The following is a 22,530-nucleotide window of genomic DNA, read 5'->3' on the forward strand; positions in this document are numbered from 1 at the left end:
GACTGCCCTCTCTCGATTAGGATTGAGCGGTCGGCTGGACTACGTTGAGCGAAACCTCATCGAAAAGTGGTTCACACCCTCAAAATGCGAGTCGACCGCTTCCATAATTCGTGGGTGGGCAGTCACGGAAGCGTCCGCGAGTGGTTCATACAATTTGTGCAATACTATAATTTTCAGAGACCGCATCAAGCGCTCGATGGACGAACACCAGTCCAGGAGGTTACTAACTAGACAGTGCCAGTTGATAACAAAATCTCAAGTGAATTATATCACACCCGGCAATTTCATCTACCAACTAGACGGGCTCAAGTGAATTATATCACACCCGGCAATTTCATCTACCAACTAGACGGGCCCTATAGAGTTGAGATCACTAGTGAGTTGAGATCACTAGTGATTTTAGCGGCCAGATATTCTCGTGGTGTGTTGAATTTTGATGATTCATCTAGGGAAGGCACGTAACAGAAGCGTTGAAGGTAGTCAACTTGTGTCGTCTCAGAAAGTTTCGAAGCTTGTTGTTCAAGATCGACGAAATCACTATCGATAGACAACACATGATCGTGAGTGAATGGGGAAAGGTGTTTTGTTCCCATGGTAAATCAATGACCCCCGGCACCTTACCCCTGAGAACTGCACGTAACAGAGCAGTTGAATCAACAGTCAATACGATATCGTGATTTTCAATATCACTCTCTAGTCCAGCGCCACGGGATAGTTGAAAATCATTAAAGAATCTTGAAATTTTTTCTTCAGAGTCTTTTGGATGGGGTCTAACCCTAAGATTCAGGTTATTTTTTCTTTGGAATGTCCGAAGGATGTCCGCCAGTTGTTTCTGTTGTTGTTCTGTCCATGACCCTGCCTCATATTGCCACTGAGAGAGGAATAACGCGGATTCGGCATTTGTCTCAACAGGTTTGATGGAGCCTGGATTGAATTCCGAGTATCCTACCGTAGTGACTGTTCCAGCCCCATTACATGGATATTGTTCTCTAAGTTTCCGAATCCGTTCTGTGAAGAAATCACCCATTGTTAATACTTCGTCGGCGTACGGACTACAAAAGAGAAAGGCCCCGTAATTGAAACCGAATCTACGTTTGAACTTTTCAATGGCCCATGATTGGGGTTCAATTGATGGTCTAAAGAGCCCCTGCCGGTTTACAGGTTGTCCATTTCGAAATTCCAGATCCGGCGATTGATGCCATGTTGAATAACGATACTCTTGAAATCTGCGGTTTCTGAAAACTTCATTACATGCTTGATAAACGGGAGTCGATCATGGCCACTAACGAAAACATCCATAGATGTATCTTTAATATACGAGTGAATGTCATAGATTAGTTGCGGTGAGATGTTGTCTTCAATGATACGTTGAACAGCGACTTTCTTTTTCGATCTCGGCGTTTCATGAAATTTGGTAGCTACTTTTGACCGAATATACTCATCTGCGAAGCGATGGGGTTTCAGTTCGTCCGCTGGTAGAGCTGAGCTCTTACTCGGATCAGCGCTTTGAAGAAGTTCATCAAAAAGAAGATACTCAACTTCGTAGTCTTCCGAGAGTTCTTCTGCGATAGGAACTAAATTTCGATATGTTGTCGTATCGTATATTGAGAACACTATTTTTCTAACCATGTTTTAATGAATTTGCACCGTTTTCAAGTAAGATATTTATTATATTTATGCCTTTTCATGAAGATTCTATGCAATCTTGGAAAACTGTTAATTAATTATGAATTTCGGATATTAATTACTATCGGATCTTTCGTAGTTACTGGGCAGCGGTAAAGAAGTGACGTGCCACTCCATGAGAAGCATAATTCCTCTCAATACATTCGTCTTGTGGCGTTGAGCCTCGAACTTGTGCAATCGATTTGCTGGTGTGACTGCAACTACTGTCCAGTCTGCCGATCCAAATCGATAATTCGGTACGACAACTATCAATTGCTTAAACGGTATCTGTGTAATAGTTGTGACTGAACATTTAATGACCAAATCGCCATCATCTTCACTCACCTCACATCTTATCGGTTTCAACACGAGTCTGAGGCAACTGGACGTAGAAATTGGGAAATCGTACAGGCGATCACCAGCACGCCCAGTACTTTTCGAGAGCGTTAGACGTACCTCTCCTCCATCTCAAATGTCCAATCGAAATAGGCGAGTGTATCTGTGAGAGATACAGTTTTCCGAGGGTAGCGTTTCTCGGTGATATCGTGAAAAGACGTAGCTGCTGGATAGGTGCCGTTACGATTGAATAGAACGACATCAAGAATCAGCACTTTGTCGAGTATATCACCACATATAACTACGATTGATTACCGTTGATCTTGGAGCCGTTTCATTGACTGTGGCCCGCCTCGGCTAAGTAATCACTTCTGTATTAGGAACATAAACAACCACTTCTACTTTGCGAGAATAACGACCGCCAGCATGAAATCGGGCGGTGAACACCCAGCGGACATCGTGATCCTCTGCCAGGACCAATATCCAAGCGTAGTGGTCTTAACTCTCGCCGGACAGGTCGGGTGCTGGTATGATTCACCTACTTTTCGACCTATTCATTCATTAATCATATATTATAATTTAGCCTATTCATTCATTAATCATATATTATAATTTAGCTGTTATATCTATAAATATCCAAGATCTTCCAATCTGTCTTGAACATCTCCTCCCACTTCGTCTTCAAGTCGGCGTGTATTCACATCAAGATTAGAAAGACGATTCAACACGACTTGCTGTATGTCTTCTGAGCCTGGCGCGTCTTTTTGACAATTTTCGACAAATTCGCCATTTTTAATGCTGGATAATCGGTCCTCGTTTCTTATTTTATCTACCTCAAACAACAAATCTTTTGATCGAGCAGCAACGATGACCTCGCCATCCATTTCATGTTCAGCAATAATAAAGTCTCTTTTAGTATCAGTAATTCCCTGTCCTTCATACTTGTGCGGAGGCTCTACTCCGAGTACGTTATGAAATAGGGGTGGCAAGTCCAACAAACTAACTAATTCACCAGAGTGCTCTGAAAGACCTTCCGGTCCGTTTGTTATGATTAGGGGAATATGTAGAAGTTCGTCATACATACGTCGTGGTTTACCGTATGCACCATGTTCACCAAATAGTTCACCGTGGTCAGATGTGTATACGATTAAGGTATCTTCATATCTGTTCATTTCACTCAACTTGTCAAGGAGTCGATTAATCTGATCATCTGTATAAAGGACAGCAGCATCATAGAGCCGACGAAGTGAATCAATCTCATCTTTTGACAAAGTCTCGGGCTGGGTAAGTAACTGAGAGTACCATTCAGAAACATCTGTCTGCGAGATATCTGCAACATCGAATTGAGCACGATATTGTTCTGGAGGATAACACGGATGATGAACGTCCATATAATGGACCCACCCAAAGAATGAATCATCTACGTTGTCAAGCCAGTTGATCGCATCTGTTGTGATAGTTTCTGCATTAACGTATGGTCGTGGCTTACCTTTCACCAACTCATAGGTCTTCTTTATGATATCGGTGAGATGGAACACCTCATCGATCTTCTTCATCTGAGGGTTAGACAATTCAATACCCCGTGGGAAGATCTTGGTTGCAATTCCCATTAGTGGGTTTTGGTAGTCCTCAAATATGTCAAATCCAACATTATAGTTGAAGTGACGTGAAAGGAACGGATTACTCTGGAAGCCACCAGTAGTGAGCCCAGCATCTCGAAGATTAGATGCAACTCTCGGCCGCTCATCAGTTAGTGGACCTAACCCCCCATATGATAACGGTAGTGTTCCTGTAAGCATCGCAGGGAACGAAGGCGTTGTCCCTGGGCCTGTAGCATACGCATGCTCAAAGGAAACACCATCCTCAGATAACCTCTCAATCGCTGAGAGTTGTGGACTACTGGTTAAAGTTAAATCATATCGTAGTGAGTCTACCGGGTTAAAGTTAAATCATATCGTAGTGAGTCTACCGTGATTAAAAGAATATTCTCAACGTTTCCAGCCGTTTGCTCCGCGCTCTCACTCATATGCTCGCCTCCAAGTTAGCTCACCTGTCATTTCATCTTTCCTTCTGAGATGGAGTTGCTCTCCCAAATAAACACCGACTGTCTCAAGAGAACACAAATTCCCTTAGTTCATATGCCGCGATTGCTTCACCTCTCTATTCACTTTCTGAAATTGTACTGAGCAAGTAGGATAGTAATAGAGAACCGATACTATAACTAACATTGGCTAACTGATGGAGAAATACGTGCTTCGAGGACCCTGGGAGAAAATGATAGAAAGATGAATATCGGAATTAACGCAAGAGTATTTAGTCTTGAGACTCCAGCAGGAGCCGCTCAAGTTGGAATACAACACGCAAAGAACCTAATAGATCGGTCAGCTTCATCTACATTATATGGACACGAGGAGGGCTATCGGAAGTTGGAATACAACACGCAAAGAACCTAATAGATCGGTCAGCTTCATCTACATTATATGGACACGAGGAGGGCTATCGGTGGTTCAATAATACACCCTCGTATAGAGATGCTCTCTTCCCGTGGAACTCGCAAGCTTTTGGTGTCATCTGGGAACGTAGTGTTCTTCCTTTCCTTGCAGCGAATGATGATTTAGACATTCTATTTTGTCCAAATGCAAATGCTCCGCCCATCATTTAGACATTCTATTTTGTCCAAATGCAAATGCTCCGCCCATCACTTGGGGAGATTACAAAACAGTAGTGCTTGTTCACCACGTCGGTTCCGAACATGGGCACAGTAGTCTTCAACGGTTCTATCGAAAAGCGACGATTCCGTTTGGTGTTCGAAATGCCGACGTTGTAGTAACCGTTTCAGAATTTTCGAAGACAGAATCGTTGAGAATCTCCCGGTCAAGCAAGATGATGTTCATGTAGTCTACAATGGTATCGACGACCTCTTTTTTGAGAAAAATGCTGGAAAGCCGATCGAAGTTCCTGACGAATATATTCTGTTTGTAGGCTCCGCGGATGAGCGCAAAAACCTCTCACGCCTCATACAGGCATATAACAAACTAGATACAGACTGTGAGCTTGTTGTAGTTGGTCCAAGTGATACCGCTGCTTTCGGCAACGAGAAGGTTAACCGAGATGATATTATGAACTTAGGATATGTCTCACGGGAGGAATTGATATATGTTTATGAAAATGCAACTCTATTCGCGTATCCTTCTCTCTATGAAGGATTTGGTCTTCCGCCGCTTGAGGCAGCTGCTCGTGGAACACCGGTCGTCACATCAAACGTAACGGCAATACCTGAAGTGATGGGAGAGGCAGCTGAGTTCGTTGATCCATACGACATTGATTCGATCAAACAGGGGCTAGAAATTGTTCATAACTCTAATCGGCTTGAAGAACTCTCTCAGAAGGGACGAACTCGATCAGAGCAGTTTACTTGGGACAAGGCAACAAATAGGTTACTTGGTGTGTTTGAAGAGCTATTTTAGTGACTTAGTCGTTGACGCTTGTTGGCAGATATTCGTAGTTCTTCCCTAATGTGAACGAGATAAAGTACACGAAGTCATACAAAAGTGCGTACGGGATCCAGTAGGCTGCACCGGAGTTGATCAAGTAAGCGTATTCGTTCCAGACATACCGTACTCCAGAGAATACGAAGTCATCAGAATCAGTCGCGGCGATCTCGGAAAATGCTTTCCCGTCTTTGTATCGTCGGGTGAATAGTGACCGAAGCGTATAGTCGTGTGAGTGATAGACTTTTGACTCTGGGCAGTAGTGAATTTCGTAACCTGCAGATGCGACTCGGTATGCAAAGTCCTTATCTTCAGACATAGGGACAGAATCGAGGAACTGGAATTGATTCCAAACGTGGCGAGAAACTGCTGAGTTGCATCAGATAAAAATATATTGTCCATAGGGACAGAATCGAGGAACTGGAATTGATTCCAAACGTGGCGAGAAACTGCTGAGTTGCATCAGATAAAAATATATTGTCCATATAAAACTCTCCCTTTTTGCTCGCATCGGATTTTGTAAGGGTGATTGATGTATCTGGGTAGAAATATTTGTAAAAGAATTTGTCTGAAGGTTTAGCATCAGGGTACGCTATTTGATTGCCGTAACACACATCGGCATTACCATCATTTATTGGGCTGGTGAGTTGGCTTAACCACTCATCATCAATTGGAACTGCATCTTGAACGGTAAAGACGATTATATCCCCTTCAGCTTGGTCCGCTGCTTGGTTGCGAGTTTGCCCGTGGTGGAACTCATCAGGCGGGATCTCAATGATAGTATCGGCATACTGTTCTGCGAGTTCAACTGTACCGTCGGTAGAGCCAGAGTCAATTACGATGAGTTCGATATCATCGACATCTTGACTTTGAATTGATATTAATGTATCCTCAAACTCCTGGCCTGCATTTTTAGTGGGAATGATAACGGAAATTCTGGCCATGTATAAATCCTGTACTGAAATATAAATGAAGGTACTGGAATGACTTCACTTGGCATGAATAGAACAATAATGGTTACCAGACGCTTGGCACCAAAGATGATTGATTTGGACTATCTAGGTGAGGTATCCGAAACTGCCGGTATTTTGGTCATTTAGCTAATCTGTGTCTTGTAATGGCCTCTGGTGAATTTAGAGATCAAATATGTCAAACACTTATCAATCTCGTGGATCTTCCACCAACTCATACAACCCACCTCGATTCAACTGCGTAATCCAGCCAGCATTCGTCAGATTTCGAAGCGCGTACTCGACCTGGCCTTTCTCCAGATCCGAATGCTCACGCAGATACAGCGGATTAACACGACCCCACGGTGAACCAGAACGCCGCCCTTGCTTGAATAACTCGAGGACGACTTCCTCCCGTTCGTTCGGTTCGTAGCGTTCGTTGACCATGTATGGCGCGCAGTTCTGACTCCGTATGCATAATACTCAGCAATTTACCAAGCATGTAACCGAACTGTTTGCCAAGCATTTTGCTAAGCAAAACTCCTAAATAGCCACCGTCCGTAGCAGCTATCGAGAAGCACGGGTCGCCTCAACGGAGAGGACGGTGCTGGAGACACCGCCCCGTGCTTCGCCCAAGACGAAGCATGAGCAACTCAGATCGAGATAGACAAGAGCCTCAACGGAGAGGACGGTGCTGGAGACACCGCCCCGTGCTTCGCCCAAGACGAAGCATGAGCAACTCAGATCGAGATAGACAAGAGTCTGTTGAACAGTATCACGACTACCAAACGTCCCCGATGGGGGTCTGACGGATGCAGCGATACGAATGGCTCGACGAGCGAGTCGATGAGATTATCGAACGCTACGAGTCAGGGCAGTCGCTCCGTGAGATTGCGGACGTGTTCGATGTGTCCACGAGACCAATTCAGAGTCGGCTGCACGACTCCGATGTCGCAATGCGAAATGGTGGTCCGGCGTACACGCAGTTAGCGAACCGAAGGGATGAGATGGTTGAAGCGTACGAACGTCGGAGTTCCCTCCAGTCGCTTGCGGACCAGTACGACACGTCCCCGGTCGCGATTCGGTTCCATCTTGAAGAGGCAGGTGCCGACCCTATCTCGCTCCCGAAGACGACTGACCACGGACTGAGTCCATCTCAGGTGTCGGTTATCCAGGGAGAATTACTCGGTGACGGGTGCTTACACTCTCGATACGATGGGTCGTGTTTCTTCCAACTCTCAACGACGACGGAAGGACACGCACGTCGGCTGATTGAGAAGCTTCCCGATGGGTTCTTCCCGGAATCACAGCCGAACTCGTTCACCCGGCTGAATCAGTTTACCGACGAAGACTACACTTCGTGGATAGTCACGTCACGACCACAACCACGACTCCAACGAATGTATGAGGAGTGGTACGAAATCAGAGACGAGAAGAACAACCGAAAAATCGTCCCGGAGGACTTCCACCTCGACAAGACAGCACTCCTGCATTGGTACTGGGGTGACGGGAACTGTTCAATCCGTGACAGCGGCGCACCGCGCGTTTCCTTTGCGACCCACGGCTTTCCTGAGTCGTGCGTCGAACATCTCCAGTCAGAAGTCAACCGCCTTGGGTACGACAACTACGCAGTCAGACAGAAGGGCATTGAGGACGGCTCCGGGTTGTATATTCGGCTTCGTGACTATGATGCACGGACGTTCCTCGACGACTTACGGCGTTCAAATACGCTCATGGCGTACGACTACAAATTCCCGGTTCCTGTGAAGAACGAATGACTGAGTAGTCCATAGTACACCTCGACCTCTTTCTTCACCACCCCTGACTCAGTCGCAGAGTCGTTAGCCCAAGCACTCGCAGGCGAGACACCGCCGACCGAACCAACGAAACGCGCCGAGAAGTATGATTGGGACAGCGTCGCCGACCAGGCCGAAGCGGCCTACGAGCGTGCCATCGACGGTCGCTGGTAACTGTTCGACTGCGTCGTTGGTTTGCGCCTGCTGATGCTCTTTTTAGCCAGTATCGATATCTCAGTACGCAGATATCACACGACCCCATCGAGTGTGAGAGTACATTTCGTATGCTTTCTCTAGAATAAGACACCCCGATGGTAGACCGGAAGGGAGTCCACACACCATCGCTCGGTTCCAGTCACAGCACACGGAGATGTCTCCGCACTTAGTGAGAGAGTACATTTCGTATGCTCTGTCTCGCGAAAACGCCTCAAAACGCCAGAATCGTCAGATTGAACCAATCTGTGTTCGAGCAAGAAAGCATACGAAACAGACGAAGTGCGGTTTTATATAGTAAACACTCATCGATTCGGTAAGGACATGGCAGGACCGTTCAGCGACATGACGGAGACAATCTTCGCTGACAAGAGTGTACTCAGCGAAGAGTACCAGCCGAAGAGATTCTCGAGCGTGACCAAGAAATCGAAGAATACCGATATGCACTCCAAGACGTCCTCTTTGGCCGGGATCCGAAAAACGTCATGCTGTACGGAAAGGCAGGACTTGGGAAGACAGCAGTCACGACCTACATGCTGGATGCATTGGCAACAGAGGTCGAGACGCGAGAGCAAGCTGATGACCTGCACGTCCACGAGGTAAACTGTAATGGCAAGACGCTATTCATGGTCGTTCGTCGCTTAGTGAACGAACTGCTCCCTGCACACGCCAGCGACTTTCCCAAACGCGGATTGGGAACAGGAGATGCCTTTGACGAACTCTACACACAACTCGATCGAATTGGTGGGACGCACATCTTCGCGTTCGACGAAATCGACCACCTCTCAGGTGCGAACTCCCTCCTGTACGAACTCCCACGCGCGCGGTCGAACGGACACATCGACGAGGCTCGAATTGGGATTATCGGCATCAGCAACAACTACACGTTCAGAGATGACCTCTCACCGAAGGTCAAAGACACGCTGATGGAGACAGAAATCTCGTTTTCCCCGTACGATGCGACCGAACTGAAGACGATTCTCCTTGACAGGGCAGAGCGTGCGTTCATCGAGGATGGCTACGACATGTCGGCGATAACGATGACAGCCGCGATTGCGGCCCGAGACATGGGCAATGCACGTCAAGCGATCGACCTACTTCGTGTCGGCGCGGAGGTGGCTGAAAAACGAGGCGAGTACTGCGTGACTGACGAGCATGTGGAGGAGGCTCGACGGCTTGTCCAACGTGGTCGATTGAGCAACCGAATCCGCGACCAAACCGAACAGGCACAACTCGTCTTGGAGACGATTGCTCGACTCGAAGAACAGGGGCACTGCCCCGTGCGCTCGAAGGAAATTCAATCCCACTACAAAACAGTCGCACGGTCCTGGGGCGTTGAACCGTTGACGACGCTCAAGAGTATTCAGGACCATCTCTCGGATCTCCACATGCTCGGCTTCGCCAAGCGATACGATCGAAACGAGGGATTGAGTGGTGGACAGTACTACGAGTACGAACTCGACCTCGATTCAGACCTCGTCTTGGAGACTCGCGAGCAAATCGAACACGACGAGTGACCTGAGAACGGGGGTCGAAGCATACGAAACGTACTCTCGTTTGTATCGGAATGGAGTCACCGGCCCTCGCCTTCGTCATCCCCAAGTTGTGTCTGCGTGCTCAGTGGTGAGATTGAGGGGCGACGCTGTATGGCGAAAAGCATACGAAATGTACTGTCTCACAACGACCGCAAACTGAACACGACTTCACCAGTACAGTTCGTCTGCTACTACTGTACGCGAAAAACACACGACGTATCCACGAAAAGCATACGAAATGTACTCTCTCATTCAGAAGATGATGTCCGAAGTCAACTGAGATAGAGTACGTTTCGTATGCTTTCTTTCTTGGTTGAAACCGCAAGACAGTACAGACGATAGCATACGAAATACACTCTCTTACTCGGGTTCCAATTCGACGACAGACAAAATCCAGACGTAGCCGTCATCACGAGAAGCGCAGAGTCCATTTCGTATGCTCGAATTTGCATCCAAAAACGGCAGGAACCGACGTGAAAAGCATACGAAATGTACTCTCTCACTCAGAACGCGATGGCCGAAGTGGGACCGGATAGAGTGCATTTCGCATGCTTTCGTTCGCCGTTGAAAGCGCAAGACAGCAGAGAGGAGAGCATACGAACTGTACTCTCTGACTCGGCCGTCAGCTCAACGTGAGTATTGTTCGTCGAGAGGGTGCAACGCAGTCCGTAGCTGTGTCTACCGAAGAAACTGACGCCAACGAGTGTACAGATACATCCCGCCGAAGATGAGGCCGATGAGCATCACGAGCCCGGTCACATGCGTTTCACGCACACCGACGGGAAAGGGAGGTGTTTGGAGGGGCACGCCGGACCACAGTCGAGGGACTGAGAACACTACTAGCGGTGTCGAACGTCCATTTAGTTAGAGATTGTGTCCGTCGCATCGGTGTGGCCACGTCGTCGAACGGGTTACGCCGAGCAGTAACGAGGCAGCGTGGACGGCAGTCGGGGCCGAGTGGTATAACATACATATGTTCGGTACACCTGCACGCAGTTTCCGACACGCAATGGGACACCACGAGCCAGACACAGCCTAGGGGTCTTGTTCAAAGTCTCACCGCCTACAGCGTCGCTTGTGGAACACTGGTAGCCAGAATAGCGTGTTTGTGGATCTTCGGTTCGGTCCAAAAATGAAGTGATAGCTATCTAAAATCGTAACAATCAGTTTGATACTATTTTTGTCTGTTGAGGTCCAAAAATGAAGTGATAGCTATCTAAAATCGTAACAATCAGTTTGATACTATTTTTGTCTGTTGACTGAATATACTATTCAGGGTTTGGGACGCACTCCACGGAGAACCCTTCCGGTTGTTTGTGGTCCCAATTAACGCGTCACAGACGGCTGCAATGCCGATTCGTGCATTCGCAGAAGTCGACTGATCGGCTGTTTATCGAGGCTCGTCTGAGGAACGCGATCTCAACAGAGCTAATTTAAATACCATATTCACAGAATACTCAAAACAGTGGTATCTCAGCGTTACAATATAGTTTTGCGCTGAGAGTATTTGAGACTCGATGGCTCTGTTGAAATCCTTCAGCGTTGACATTGAGAAGAGCGACTCTACTCACCGGCTTTCGTCGATCCGGTTAGAAACGAGCCTCTCAGCAAATCGCAAGACGTGAAGAGGATTTCAACAGAGCCACTCATACGACTTACCAATTTAAAGCAATGCTGTATCACGCTGGTCTCTTAACCGAGAGGGGATCAGATAAGAAGTCAGAGATCTCTCCTAACGACTCGGTGTGGGCTTTGGAGACTGTGCTCAACACGGCATGAGATATCAGAGTATGCGACGAGTAAGTTACTGAAGTCTACAGAAAGTAATTGGATGCTGTGCTGAATTCAATGGGCATTTACAGCACATCTTCAACAACCAATCACCCAACAAGGATGTTAAGCATCCAATGTGTCTATGCCCTACACTGCACCTCACCAACCGAAGGATGACGAACTCCCAATACGCGTTAGTAGAGGGCTGCCCGCCCCGACGAACCAACCCGAGTGGCGAGGTGGTTTGATATCAAGGAATTCACGCTTCCCTTCAGGATACCAGTGATGGTCATCGTGATAGTGTTCGTAACAGGATTCTTCAGCCCACCGCATTTTGAAGCCGGCGCTGCAACCCCCTATTTCGGCCTTTAAATCCTTCCAGCCAAGTACGTCAGACGACCGAATTGAGGAATTCCAGTTGTTGTTTGTATTGTCTGGGTCGCTACAGTAGATCTCTATATCCCTTTTCCCTCGTCGTCTACCATCCATTACATAATCTCTTGGTATCCCTTTTCCCTCGTCGTCTACCATCCATTACATAATCTCTTGGAATGTGAATCTTGCTAGCGAATGGCTCGATTCGAGACGCGGGGTAGAACGCAGTTCGATTGAGAGTATTTGAAAGTGAGCTATGGTTTAACTACGAGGCGGTAGCGCATAAAAAGAAGCAAAATCTCCGAATTTCAATGCCCAGTTTTTCATTCTGTCAAGCTGTCGAGGGGGAGATTGTCTGGAATACCGGATGCTAAAACGACGCGGATTAGAATCCTTGGGTCGCTTGAACTGAAACGCTATTCCTTTTAAATAGGGTATTTGAATGTCGAATCCCAGCTCACTCTCTTCAACACCAGACGGAACGAATGCGTCCAAGTAATCAACACCGTCAGCAAAATCCTGACCAATCTGGGTATAGATAGACATCATGAGCTCAGATTCAAGCGGTCGATCTGCCATACATCCCTCGTGACATGGTGGGATAGTAAAGCTGGTCTGTCAGTTTGAGAAAACAGTAGAACGTTCAACGGGTACCTGGCATTGGCTATACCAACTGAATGAGGCGTTGAATGACGAGGCACAGTAGCAACACATCCGCTCGAAAACTACAGTAGACCGACACCAAAATGTACCAACTGGAAGTGGTTGACCGCACGTTTCCAACCTCTATGAGTTTCAGATGAATCCGATGCCTGTCTCAAGCGATGTGGTCTTCGGGAGGTAACCGTTGGCCGCTGCAGTGGCGGCAAGATCAGCATAGCTCGTGGAAATAGGCACCCGTACCGTGGTGTTGGACACACCAATGTGGCACTGCGATAGGAGATACACCTGACGAGCAAGCGTTCCAATGTCTGTTGAACCCTTCGCACGCTCCACCGTAATCGGTCGGGGAGTCCCACGGCTAGCTAGGTCTTCCGGAGCCCCGAACGTCAGCAGGAAGGCACGGTTCAGTGCTCGATCGATACAGGCGACTCCCTTAGAAGGCGTCGAGTACCCGTACCCTTCCGTACTCACAATCCGTGTCGGTGCCTGCTTGCGTACCTCGATGATGTCGAATGAGACTCCCTCCTCTCGTAGGTACTCCTCTACCTCGTCTAACGGGTCGTTCATGAACCCATCACGGTGGATGACGATGTGCTCTGGCTTCTCATCAAACCGCTGTCGGTAGCCAATGACGACCTGTCGGAGAATACGCATCAGTTCTCGGGCCGGAATTCGTTCCCCACTCTGTGCGCCCGTATTTGTGTGACCGAGGATGGTGCCGTCATGGTAGATTGCAGTCGTAGACGCTCCAACTCGAATCCCCTCTGATGTTGCCGAATCTGAATCCGTATTATCGTCGAATGACTGCCCGACATCCAGCCCAATAATTAGGTCGGCATCACCTGGCAACGAGTTCTCGATGGTGAAGGGAATTCCACCCGCCGCAGCAATGAGACCGAGAGCGGTGTTCTCATAAGTATATCGCTGTTTGAGCGTGTCCGAATGAACCATTTGACTGTCGGTGTGTTGGTCACCGAGCACCTCCTTCAAATCACTATACGGGATAGCAAAGTCGAAGAAACCGCCATCATCGGCTGGGGGCAGGACACACAGCGCAGCGTCAACATCAACATTGGGGGCAGGACACACAGCGCAGCGTCAACATCAACATTGCCTCCGACCTCGGCACCGACCTTCGATGCAGTCTGACTCGTTCCTTCCCCCCGTTCTTTCGGTTCGTACGCTATGTCAAGGGCCCGAGACGGGGTCGCTCCGAGGCTGCTCGCCTTGCTCGATATCTGCTGCCAAATCTCATCAGCCTGCTCTCCCTGAAAGTTCTCCGGTAGATGAACGCTACTCGGAACGATTTGGGCGGTGAGTACGCTTGGAGGTCTCGTATGTTGTCCGGATGATTGCCTCGACGTCCGTTGGCGAAGGTTAGTATGTTTTCTCGCGGATCGTAGAGTTGTACGAACTCGAATCTCTCGTCCCCGCTGAACACCTCGTGTTCGGTGTTGAGTGAGACTGTCTTGCCGTCTACGCTGAACTCGCCGATGTCACAGACGAAGGCATGAGCATCATCTACCCGTTGTTGCGGTGACCGATGCCATTCGCTACGAGCGGCGGAAGCAAACGCGGAATCGAAGTCTGTGAGATTCGTCGTGTGTCCCTGCAGTGCGAGCAGTCGCTGGGGGAACGTGTACGAACCACCACTTCCCATCGAGTACGCCTTCACTGCAGGACGGTTCGATTGCTCGATGTCGTTGAGTACCGAGTCGTCGAGCCCCCCACGAGCACGGTGGTAATCAACGACTGTCTGTCCGGGTGTGATTTCGTGCTCTGCAGCACCTTCCTCGGTGAACCCAGCGAAGTAGTATCCGCTCCGCGATCCGTACGCTGCCTGGATACGCCGCCCGGGGTATAGTTGTGAATTAGATACTTTGTCGAGCGTCAGGTGACTCACGACACGAGTGTTGGCCTCGACGTGTACGTACACTCGCCCAGAGGGCCCAATGTCAACTGTACAGTTCCACCGGTCGAAGAGTTCGAACTTGTCTGACGGGGCACCCAAATCGATTGGTTTGTGGGAAAGGATTTTGTCAATCCCTTGGACTCGGTACCCGCACTCACGTGCGCGGTTCTTGAACGCCTCCTCAACCAAACGCTTGATGAGACGATTGTCCTGCTCGATGGCCGGATCTAGTTTCGATTTCCCTTCATTTTCCAGTCCTGCAACGCCCTCGAGCTCCGAGACGTCAACCGAACTGAGCGGGTTAACGGAGACAACTCGTAGATCACCACCCTTCGTAGTGGGAGTACCTGTCTGGTGTGTGGCGAGTCTCACCACGTCGTAGGCGAGTTTTCGGCGTTCCGTTACCGAAGGGTTCGTCCCTGGTTCGACTTGGATTACATATTCGTGTATCAGGAGTGAGTCGATACACTCCTCTGACCTGTACGTAGTCTGGGCGTGCCCAGTCTCGTTACTCGCTTTGGTCGAAGTCGTCTCGGCGAGTGCGTCGTCGATTGCACTCTCTTCGTCGAACCCCTTGATGTTGGCCACCTCCGATTGTTCAGTGACTGTCAAATTGTGATAGGGGTCGTTGTACTCGTAGGTCACGTGGGTGATCGTCACTCGCATCCCCGACTGGAATTGGTCTTTGGGGATGTCAGTCAGCCAGTGTAAGAACGATACACTCCGCCTGTTACCCTCAGCGTCCTCGAACGTGAGGTTGTATCCTCCATTGTGGCTATTCACCTGCCCGATTTCCACCGTAACTGTGTACTCCTCACCTTCGATCAGAGTGTTCCGGTCGATCGGGGTTTTGTTGACGTTGATGTGTTTCTGTTCGTTACCTGCGTCTTCGGGTGTATCGTCGTGATTTGTCATGGATGATCGATGTCCCTGTGAATGAGTTCCGAGATGGGTTACTTGCTGCTTGCCTCGATTGCGGAATCGTCAGCGTGTATTGACTCGACGAAAGGAGCCTCCGTTTCCAAGGTGATACTATGGCCCGCGTGTCGACGCGTGTTGATGATGAACTCGTCAGTAGCGATGAGTGCACCACGTACGCCGATTACCCGGCCCTCACGAACCTCTCCGGGAGACAACTGCCCGCGACGACTGGTCACGCCGTGCTCTAAATCTGACGTCCCCAGTGACGGTACCTGAACCACGTCATCACGGATGTCGTCTGGTTCAGGCGTGTCGGGCCACCGGAAGCAAGACACGAGGCGCTCTGGGAAACGCGTCCGTGCCATGAGCGCAGCGTTGCAAAGTCGTTCGGTAGCGTCAGGTAGAGGAACGTACCACTCGTGCGACAGACGCTGATCGATGTCGTCACATTGGCTGACGGCCCGCTCTATGACCCCCGCAGCCTTTCGATTTGGTGCGGTGGCAATCGGGAGAGCGTGAGACGCTCCTTGCTCTTGCCATCGAACGAGAGTACGTGTGCGCTTCGTGATTCCAACCTTGATGCCGTCGGCTGCGACGAGGTATACGACGAACTCGTGAGCGCACGAACGCCGTTTGTACTCCGGGAACGGGCAGTCAGTATACGTGCACTGTGTCGCCGGTTGCATCACACACCTGGTGAAGGGTGGCGACCCCGAGCAGTCGGTACAGACATTGCTGCTAGCCTCCGAACCGCAGTTGGTACAGCGTTGTTCCGAACCCAACTGAACCCGGACGTGTTCGCCCAGTAGCACCGTCAGTGGGAGGTTGAGTTGTACTCCATCCACGGACGTTCTCTGAACGAACCCAAGAGAGGGGGGCTTCGAACCGGAGGGCCAGATGATTCGGTTGATTCGGCCATCAATTGTCGATGTACCATTTCCCTCGTCGTCCGGGTGGAAGTCGTCGAGTGAACCTTGTGTCATCATGATCTACCGGTCGTCGTAGTCCGCAGCCGGGCAGTCCCACCGGAAGTCGCACTCGGCGCAGGTGGCCTCGTCCGCGCCTTCGGTGATGTCCGACCAGCCATCCACGTCGCGGGTGGCCTCGATTTCCCGCACGGTGTCTTCGAACCGCACGAGGGCATCCTCGATGACTCCCTCGGAGAAATCCACCTCGAACCGTGCCTGGTCACGGTCTTCCTCGTTGATGAAGTAAATCACTCCACGGTCTGGGTAGTAGCCGTTCTGCTCGCGGAAGAGCACGGCGTAGACGAAGAGTTGCTCGCGGTAGTCCTCGAGCAGGTCGTCATCTTCGTCCGGACGGCGACCAGCCTTGTAGTCCCAGACCTGCGTCTCGTCTTCGTCGGTATCGACTAACACGTCCACGACGCCCTCGAGACGGAAGTCCTCGGCACCGTGTTTTAGATGGCGCTCGGTATCGACGACGTTGGGGTAGAGCTCCGGCCCTTCGCGTTCGTTGAACCGACGGATGTGTTTGAACGCAGTCTCGATGGCCTGCTGGTTCACCGGCAAGACACGCTGCTCTCGGAGAGCGGTGACGACTTCGTCGAAGTACTCCCGTAACTCTGTCGCGGTCGGTACTTGTCCACCTTCGACATCGTCGATGTCTCCACGGTAGTGCTGATGAGCCAGGTCGAGCGTCTCGTGCACAACCTTCCCGTAGAACAGTTGGGTCGCACGCGACATCTCGAAGTTATACTCGCGGACGAACCCGTACTGCCGCTTGCACCGCCGGTACGTGAGTACGTCGCCGACGATGCTGTACGGTCGGCGAACGTTGTCCCCATCGGACTCGCCGACCGTTGTGGACAGGTCGGCGATGTCTGCAGGGTCAACGATGCGTCGGTCTGGGCCGAACCCAGCGGGAGAGAGTACGTACCCTTCGTCGGTGAAACCGAACGCTGGGAGTGGGCCACTCAGCCGCTCGTCGATTTGGTCGTCCCGCCCGACGAGCACGAGGTTGTCTTCCGCGCGTGAGTAGCGACGTAGAACTGCCGGATGAGGTCACGCTCGGCACGGACGTCGCCGGGAGCGACAGGGCCGCGGTGGGCGTAGGGACGGAAGCGTTCCTCGAGCCAGTACGTACTCCCTGTGCGCGGGGTGTAGTGGAGGTTTCCGGCGAAGACGACCGGGAACTCGAGACCCTTGGCCTGATGGACGGTCATGACCTGGACGTACCCAGACGGAATCTGGTTATACTCATCCTCGGGGTCGTCGAGACCCATACTGGAGAGGTACTGACAGAACGTGTAGTAGAACTGTCCCAAGAACCGAGTCGAGACGGTGCCGTACAGATTGTGAGTTGTCCGGGTGAGCTTGCGGTCACCGGTAACACCGTCTGCCATGCTGACGAACGACTCCAGCAGATCGGTGAGCCGACCCAGGCGCTTCGCGCGTGCGGGATCACGGTTTGGGCCCTGCGTCCACTCGGAGATTGGACTACACGACCGAACCCGGAGGAACACGTCGAGCGGAGAGCGGTTCAGAACACTCCCCTCTTCGGCGTCCTGGACGGCTCTAGACGTCTCATTCAGGTACGCGCGGAGTTCGTCTCCACCCGGGCTGTCGAGGACGTTGTCCAACGTGTCTTGCCACTCCCAGAAGTCGTCGGCGACGCTACCCATCAGACGGTCACTGGCCCACTGGAGGCCGGGGTCGATGCATCGGGCGAGTGCCGCGATGAGGAGTTGCGTCTCCTGGTGTTCCATGAACGCCTTGTTTCGGGGGTTGTGGACAGGGATGTCTCGAGCCTTGAGGGCTTGGACTACACGTCCCACGAACGTGGGCGAACCACCCCATTGCGTCCATCGCTCGCGTGTGCTTCCAAACAGGAGCGCGACCTGACTGTAGTCCCGAATGTAGCCCTCATCGTGCATCGCCTCAATGGTGTCGGCGAGGCGATCGGCTGTCGCCTGTGCATTCGGCCCCTTCAGAAGTTTGACGCGGGGGTCGTCGCCGTCGTTCCGGGTAGGCACCATGGGCATCTTCCCATCGGCACGGGCGCCGTCTTCTTGCATGGTCAGGTGGTTCGACATGAAGTCGTTGTTCCACTGGACGATGTCTTCTTCCGACCGGTAGTTGTGGCGCAGTTGTATACGTTGGACAGCACCCTCACTGATGTTCAGTCGCTCTGACGCCGTCTCCGGGAACTGGATGAAACAATCCACTGTCGCACCGCGGAAACGGTAGAGTGACTGGTCGTCGTCACCGACTACGGTGATATTCGGCGACGACATATTCTCGGTTATCCTGAGGTAAATCTCCTCCTGAAGAGGGTTTACGTCTTGGTACTCGTCCACGAGGACATGTTCAAGCGGTGGACGATCTCGTTCATCGTCGCCGTGGAGGAACGTCTCGCCCGCGTCGGAATCGAGAAACTCGAGGAATTCCTCTTGGAGACGGGCGAAGTCACAGCGGCGAGCATCCTGTAGAGCCTCGAGGTACTGCTCGTACGCCTCTGCGAGCACTCGGAGGTAGGGGACGCCCGAGTTCGCAAGGGCGTTCACGTCCACTTGGTACTGCGAGAGCCGGTTGAAGAGTCTCACAGCAGTCCTAGTTGCCTCGAATTTGTTGGGGCCGTACTGGTCGTTGGGGTCTTTCATCGCCCCGCTGAACCAACGCCACTGCTCACCGTCTTCGACGTGGTCGATGTCTGCAGTTGCTTCCCAGTCGTCCATCACCTCGTCGCCGGCTAGGAAGTTCACGAAGTCACTGTGGGTACGGATGAACATCTGCTGGGCGTCGCCATCCAGCAGCTCGATGTTGCGGTACCCCGCGTGATGGTACTCGCGCATGATGTCTGCGGCGAGTTCGTGCATCGTCCCGACCCAGATATCTGCGGTGTCAATCTCGTCACTGAGACCAAGTGCGTCTATTCGGTCGTCGAGGCGGTCTCGGAGATTCTCGGCTGCTTTCTCGGTGAAGGTCGTGAGGACTATCGACCGAGGGTCGACGTCTTCTACGACGAGCAGTTTTAGACCGCGCGTAACGACCACTTCCGACTTACCACTGCCAGGGCCGGCAGTAAGGTACAGCGGGCCGTTCCCATGTTGGATGGCTGCTCGTTGCTCCTCGTCGAACGACCAGTCGTCGTTGCCGGAGCGTTCGCGATTGATTCGCTCCATTTCGTCGAGGAGACGTGTCGTCGTCCACTCGTTCGCGTCGTGTGAGTTGGTCGTCGTCCACTCGTTCGCGTCGTGTGAGTTGGTGTCTTCTGACATTGTTGTGTCTATGGGCGTAGCTCATCAGGGTGGCAGAGCCCATCCACGCCACCGACGCCCCCGCGCGGGGCGTTTCGCCTTAGACCGCGACTTCGGGGTTACTCTTCTCGGTCGGGGCGTCGGTGACACTGAGGACGTACGCCGCGTGCATCTGCCGGAGGCAGATTAGAACGCGGAGCATGTCAGCGAGGAGCCCGCGCTCTTCCTGTTCTACTAACAAGAGGAGTTCACGAGCGTGGGCCCACTGGAGCGGGATATCTTCGACCCGCTCCGGGATGATATCTTCGTCAGGCGCGTGTACGCGTGTGACTTCGAGGACACACGTGAGCGCCTGCTCGAGGCGAACGACAGTTTCAAACGTCTGCGTGTTGTAGGCGTTCATGCTTGTATTTGGTCGGTCGGCCACTGCCCGGTGCTGCAACACCGAGGCCCCGAAGGGCAGGCCGACCACAGCACGACATCGTTGAGCCGCGCTACTACCTTCTGTGTGCCCTACCCATAAATAAGTTCGGATAGCGGTGCTGACAAAGATTGGATTGGGGCCTCGTCAAAGTTTTGTCTGACAAAGTGATACCTCGATAATAGGTGTCGGACGTGACAAATTGGTTTTACTTCGTGTCGTGAAGTATGGATAGTTACACTCAATCTAGTCCGTGGGCGCGTCCTAGGTGCAGATAACGTCGGCACGTTAATTTGGACTCGTCTGTGGGCACGCCTAGGTGCAGATAACGTCGGCACGTTAATTTGGACTCGTCCGTGGGCACGCCCTAGGTGCAGATAACGTCGGCACGTTAATTTGGATTGTTTTCAGCAGAGTTGATTTAACAGAGCACTCTAATTAGCGGCCTTGACAAAGATTTATTTGGGAGTACGACTAGACATTCGGTAATGACACAAGATTCTGATACCGGTAGGTGGATCTCTCTCCGAGTAAGGAGACCTATCGTGCAGTGCGAGCTATCGTGCAGTGCGAGCTGATGTCAATCCGAGATCAGCCATTAAAGAGTTAGTAGACAATGCAATCGACAACTGGCGCCGTCTCGAGAACGAAAACGGAGAACTGCTCGTTGAAATAGAGCACCTCTCTGCTGATGAAAGCGAAACAGGCCAAGAGGAACTGGTCATCCGTGACAACAGCGGTGGGCTCGAAGAAGAGAATCTCAAAATGTTTTTTGCTCTTGGTGAGTCTGCAAAAGAATCAACTGAAAGTTCGATTGGTGCATTTGGGATTGGCTGCAAAAGAATCAACTGAAAGTTCGATTGGTGCATTTGGGATTGGAGCAAAGAAGGCGTGCGCATTCCTCGGCAAAACCGCTGAATTCCGGACAAATTTCATAGATAACGAAGGAAAAGAGGGATACGGGTTTACTGTTGATGAGGAATGGTTGAACAGTGATGAGTGGGAAGTTGAAAAGCAGCGATATGGGGATATTGTTCCCGGCACTACCGAAGTCAGAATACGTGATCTGAATTTCGACTGGGAGGAAACCGCGAATCCTTCAAGGGAGACCGAAGAAGGGAAAGACACTAGAATATCTCTTGCCCAAGACCTCTCAGAAACATATGAGTTATTCCTCGGGGGTGGTGTGAGACCGACAGAGTATAAACTCAGTATCGTCGTTGAGGGGAAAAAATTGGAACCCAGTGGGGACATCGACTGGTCGTGGTACCCCCTTGACGGATTTTATCCACGCCGATATGAAGGATTCAAAATTGAACGCGAAGACCGTTCAGAAGACGACGCCCCTATTTGGATGAATGTGACTGTTGGGCTACAAGACGACGCCCCTATTTGGATGAATGTGACTGTTGGGCTACTTAGAGAGGCTAATCAACAGAGGGCAGGGATTGACATCTATTGTCAGCGCAGAAAAGTACTATCGAATGACAAAACATCCTCTGCTGGATTTGGGTCGGGGAGATACAAGTTAGGAAACTTTGGTACCGGCCAAAAGCGGCTCAAAGTCATCGTCGAGGTTGAAACTCGAGGAGACGCATCTGATTTACCATGGAATTCACAAAAAGACGGGATCAACGAATACGATAGTGTTTCACAGGAGATGTATAAGTATCTCCGACGGGTTGCAAAGCCATACTACTCTGCTTCATTCAGTAAGTTCAGACAGTCATTACTCAGACCATATGGCCCTGACAGTCCCTTCGCTGTGAAGGATCCTGATGGTGGAATCCAAACTTACGATTATGAAGGCCGTGAACGGGTAACTGACAAACCAGATACAAAGGCTCCAGAATCAAAGTGGGTAATGAGCCTTGCAGAGGCACATTCGAGACTCGGTATCGAATGTGACGATGATTTAGAACAGAAATCCATTCCTGCATATCAGCTGATTTGACAGATTACTTCTCAAACAATTCAGCTGATTTGACAGATTACTTCTCAAACAATTACGCCGATCGATACGATAGCCTCCATCGGGTTGAGAGTCCACCTCCACGACGGATCGTAGAAAACATCGAGGTCGTGTGTAATCGTATCGACAACCTCGCCCGTGAGCACGTTGCAGACGATATTCGGTGGACAGGTGTTCCAGAATGGGCTTCATTCTATTACAAAAAGGAGTTAACAGAGGCCCAAGGAAACGACGATCTATCTAATTTGACCGACGTGACGAACTGGAAGACGGATTCCAGTTCCTTCC

General features: G+C 50.8%; 19 protein-coding genes and 2 pseudogenes. 8 read left to right on the plus strand and 13 right to left on the minus strand.

Annotation, left to right across the window (positions count from 1 at the left end):
• Positions 1–231: pseudogene (locus tag ATB1_RS20960) on the plus strand (integrase core domain-containing protein); the annotation flags it as partial.
• Positions 232–445: 214 nt separating this feature from the next.
• On the opposite strand, the gene ATB1_RS22655 reads toward ATB1_RS20960, so the two are convergent.
• From ATB1_RS22655 to ATB1_RS20965, 3 genes are all read right to left on the minus strand, one after another.
• Positions 446–1,027: a hypothetical protein gene (locus ATB1_RS22655; RefSeq protein ID WP_206742058.1), complete on the minus strand. Its 582-nt coding sequence runs from the start codon at positions 1,025–1,027 to the stop codon at positions 446–448.
• 128 nt (positions 1,028–1,155) lie between these two features.
• Positions 1,156–1,629, minus strand: a complete 474-nt coding sequence (locus ATB1_RS14320; protein ID WP_042664843.1) for a hypothetical protein — start codon at positions 1,627–1,629, stop codon at positions 1,156–1,158.
• A gap of 998 nt (positions 1,630–2,627) precedes the next feature.
• Positions 2,628–3,881, minus strand: a complete 1,254-nt coding sequence (locus ATB1_RS20965) for a sulfatase (protein WP_241768258.1) — start codon at positions 3,879–3,881, stop codon at positions 2,628–2,630.
• 1,068 nt (positions 3,882–4,949) lie between these two features.
• On the opposite strand from ATB1_RS20965, the gene ATB1_RS20970 reads away from it, so the two are divergent.
• On the plus strand, positions 4,950–5,468 hold the full coding sequence (locus ATB1_RS20970) for a glycosyltransferase family 1 protein (protein WP_277813234.1): 519 nt from the start codon (positions 4,950–4,952) through the stop codon (positions 5,466–5,468).
• Positions 5,469–5,472: 4 nt separating this feature from the next.
• On the opposite strand, the gene ATB1_RS14330 is transcribed toward ATB1_RS20970, so the two are convergent.
• From ATB1_RS14330 to ATB1_RS20980, 3 genes are all read right to left on the minus strand, one after another.
• Positions 5,473–5,811: a glycosyltransferase family 2 protein gene (locus ATB1_RS14330; RefSeq protein WP_042664844.1), complete on the minus strand. Its 339-nt coding sequence runs from the start codon at positions 5,809–5,811 to the stop codon at positions 5,473–5,475.
• The gene (locus tag ATB1_RS20975; protein WP_082256430.1) at positions 5,804–6,436 is read right to left on the minus strand and encodes a glycosyltransferase family A protein; all 633 of its coding nucleotides are present in this window, start codon (positions 6,434–6,436) and stop codon (positions 5,804–5,806) included. The genes ATB1_RS14330 and ATB1_RS20975 overlap by 8 nt, the downstream gene beginning before the upstream one ends.
• A gap of 216 nt (positions 6,437–6,652) precedes the next feature.
• Positions 6,653–6,889 carry a MarR family transcriptional regulator gene (locus ATB1_RS20980; protein ID WP_082256416.1) on the minus strand — a complete coding sequence of 79 codons (237 nt, stop codon included), beginning with the start codon at positions 6,887–6,889 and terminating at the stop codon, positions 6,653–6,655.
• A 365-nt stretch (positions 6,890–7,254) separates the two neighbouring features.
• Here ATB1_RS20980 and ATB1_RS14340 point away from each other — a divergent pair, with 365 nt between their 5' ends.
• The 3 genes and pseudogenes from ATB1_RS14340 to ATB1_RS22070 all read left to right on the plus strand — a co-directional run bounded on the left by ATB1_RS14340 (position 7,255) and on the right by ATB1_RS22070 (position 12,131).
• A complete protein-coding gene (locus ATB1_RS14340) occupies positions 7,255–8,220 on the plus strand; it encodes an endonuclease I-EndH (protein ID WP_042664559.1) in 966 nt (321 codons plus the stop codon).
• 555 nt (positions 8,221–8,775) lie between these two features.
• Positions 8,776–9,968: pseudogene (locus tag ATB1_RS14345) on the plus strand (orc1/cdc6 family replication initiation protein).
• Positions 9,969–11,990: 2,022 nt separating this feature from the next.
• A complete protein-coding gene (locus tag ATB1_RS22070) occupies positions 11,991–12,131 on the plus strand; it encodes a hypothetical protein (RefSeq protein WP_157837751.1) in 141 nt (46 codons plus the stop codon).
• Positions 12,132–12,395: 264 nt separating this feature from the next.
• Here the strand turns inward: ATB1_RS22070 and ATB1_RS21700 are convergent, their stop codons facing one another.
• The 7 genes from ATB1_RS21700 to ATB1_RS14375 all read right to left on the minus strand — a co-directional run bounded on the left by ATB1_RS21700 (position 12,396) and on the right by ATB1_RS14375 (position 20,252).
• Entirely contained in the window at positions 12,396–12,713 is a 318-nt protein-coding gene (locus tag ATB1_RS21700; protein ID WP_128081476.1) for a hypothetical protein, read from the minus strand.
• Positions 12,714–12,929: 216 nt separating this feature from the next.
• Positions 12,930–13,886 (minus strand): Piwi domain-containing protein, encoded by a 957-nt coding sequence (locus ATB1_RS14350; protein WP_052368014.1) that lies wholly within the window; start codon positions 13,884–13,886, stop codon positions 12,930–12,932.
• A gap of 94 nt (positions 13,887–13,980) precedes the next feature.
• Positions 13,981–15,624 carry a hypothetical protein gene (locus ATB1_RS14355; protein ID WP_042664847.1) on the minus strand — a complete coding sequence of 548 codons (1,644 nt, stop codon included), beginning with the start codon at positions 15,622–15,624 and terminating at the stop codon, positions 13,981–13,983.
• 38 nt (positions 15,625–15,662) lie between these two features.
• Positions 15,663–16,616, minus strand: a complete 954-nt coding sequence (locus tag ATB1_RS24610; RefSeq protein ID WP_082256431.1) for a DUF2797 domain-containing protein — start codon at positions 16,614–16,616, stop codon at positions 15,663–15,665.
• A 3-nt stretch (positions 16,617–16,619) separates the two neighbouring features.
• Complete coding sequence (locus tag ATB1_RS14365; protein ID WP_042664850.1) at positions 16,620–17,606, minus strand: PD-(D/E)XK nuclease family protein; 987 nt, start codon at positions 17,604–17,606, stop codon at positions 16,620–16,622.
• The gene (locus tag ATB1_RS14370) at positions 17,567–19,870 is read right to left on the minus strand and encodes an ATP-dependent helicase (protein WP_042664853.1); all 2,304 of its coding nucleotides are present in this window, start codon (positions 19,868–19,870) and stop codon (positions 17,567–17,569) included. The genes ATB1_RS14365 and ATB1_RS14370 overlap by 40 nt, the downstream gene beginning before the upstream one ends.
• Before the next feature lie 79 nt (positions 19,871–19,949).
• Positions 19,950–20,252 (minus strand): hypothetical protein, encoded by a 303-nt coding sequence (locus ATB1_RS14375; protein WP_042664856.1) that lies wholly within the window; start codon positions 20,250–20,252, stop codon positions 19,950–19,952.
• Between the two features lie 585 nt (positions 20,253–20,837).
• On the opposite strand from ATB1_RS14375, the gene ATB1_RS20990 reads away from it, so the two are divergent.
• The 3 genes from ATB1_RS20990 to ATB1_RS22660 all read left to right on the plus strand — a co-directional run.
• Positions 20,838–21,122 carry an ATP-binding protein gene (locus ATB1_RS20990; protein WP_082256432.1) on the plus strand — a complete coding sequence of 95 codons (285 nt, stop codon included), beginning with the start codon at positions 20,838–20,840 and terminating at the stop codon, positions 21,120–21,122.
• Complete coding sequence (locus ATB1_RS21705; RefSeq protein WP_128081477.1) at positions 21,100–22,224, plus strand: hypothetical protein; 1,125 nt, start codon at positions 21,100–21,102, stop codon at positions 22,222–22,224. The genes ATB1_RS20990 and ATB1_RS21705 overlap by 23 nt, the downstream gene beginning before the upstream one ends.
• The coding region (locus tag ATB1_RS22660; RefSeq protein ID WP_206742059.1) for a hypothetical protein at positions 22,221–22,530 on the plus strand (310 nt) is incomplete at its 3' end. The genes ATB1_RS21705 and ATB1_RS22660, both read left to right, overlap by 4 nt.

This window comes from Haloferax sp. ATB1, from assembly GCF_000730175.1.

Excerpts from the sequence above, each read along its gene's own strand:
- ATB1_RS14375 (WP_042664856.1), bottom strand. The coding sequence starts at position 20,252 with ATGAACGCCTACAACACGCAGACGTTTGAAACTGTCGTTCGCCTCGAG.
- ATB1_RS14320 (WP_042664843.1), bottom strand. The coding sequence starts at position 1,629 with ATGGTTAGAAAAATAGTGTTCTCAATATACGATACGACAACATATCGA.
- ATB1_RS20975 (WP_082256430.1), bottom strand. The coding sequence starts at position 6,436 with ATGGCCAGAATTTCCGTTATCATTCCCACTAAAAATGCAGGCCAGGAG.
- ATB1_RS14355 (WP_042664847.1), bottom strand. The coding sequence starts at position 15,624 with ATGACAAATCACGACGATACACCCGAAGACGCAGGTAACGAACAGAAA.
- ATB1_RS14370 (WP_042664853.1), bottom strand. The coding sequence starts at position 19,870 with ATGTCAGAAGACACCAACTCACACGACGCGAACGAGTGGACGACGACC.
- ATB1_RS20980 (WP_082256416.1), bottom strand. The coding sequence starts at position 6,889 with ATGGTCAACGAACGCTACGAACCGAACGAACGGGAGGAAGTCGTCCTC.
- ATB1_RS14340 (WP_042664559.1), top strand. The coding sequence starts at position 7,255 with ATGCAGCGATACGAATGGCTCGACGAGCGAGTCGATGAGATTATCGAA.
- ATB1_RS24610 (WP_082256431.1), bottom strand. The coding sequence starts at position 16,616 with ATGATGACACAAGGTTCACTCGACGACTTCCACCCGGACGACGAGGGA.
- ATB1_RS22655 (WP_206742058.1), bottom strand. The coding sequence starts at position 1,027 with ATGGGTGATTTCTTCACAGAACGGATTCGGAAACTTAGAGAACAATAT.
- ATB1_RS21700 (WP_128081476.1), bottom strand. The coding sequence starts at position 12,713 with ATGGCAGATCGACCGCTTGAATCTGAGCTCATGATGTCTATCTATACC.
- ATB1_RS14330 (WP_042664844.1), bottom strand. The coding sequence starts at position 5,811 with ATGTCTGAAGATAAGGACTTTGCATACCGAGTCGCATCTGCAGGTTAC.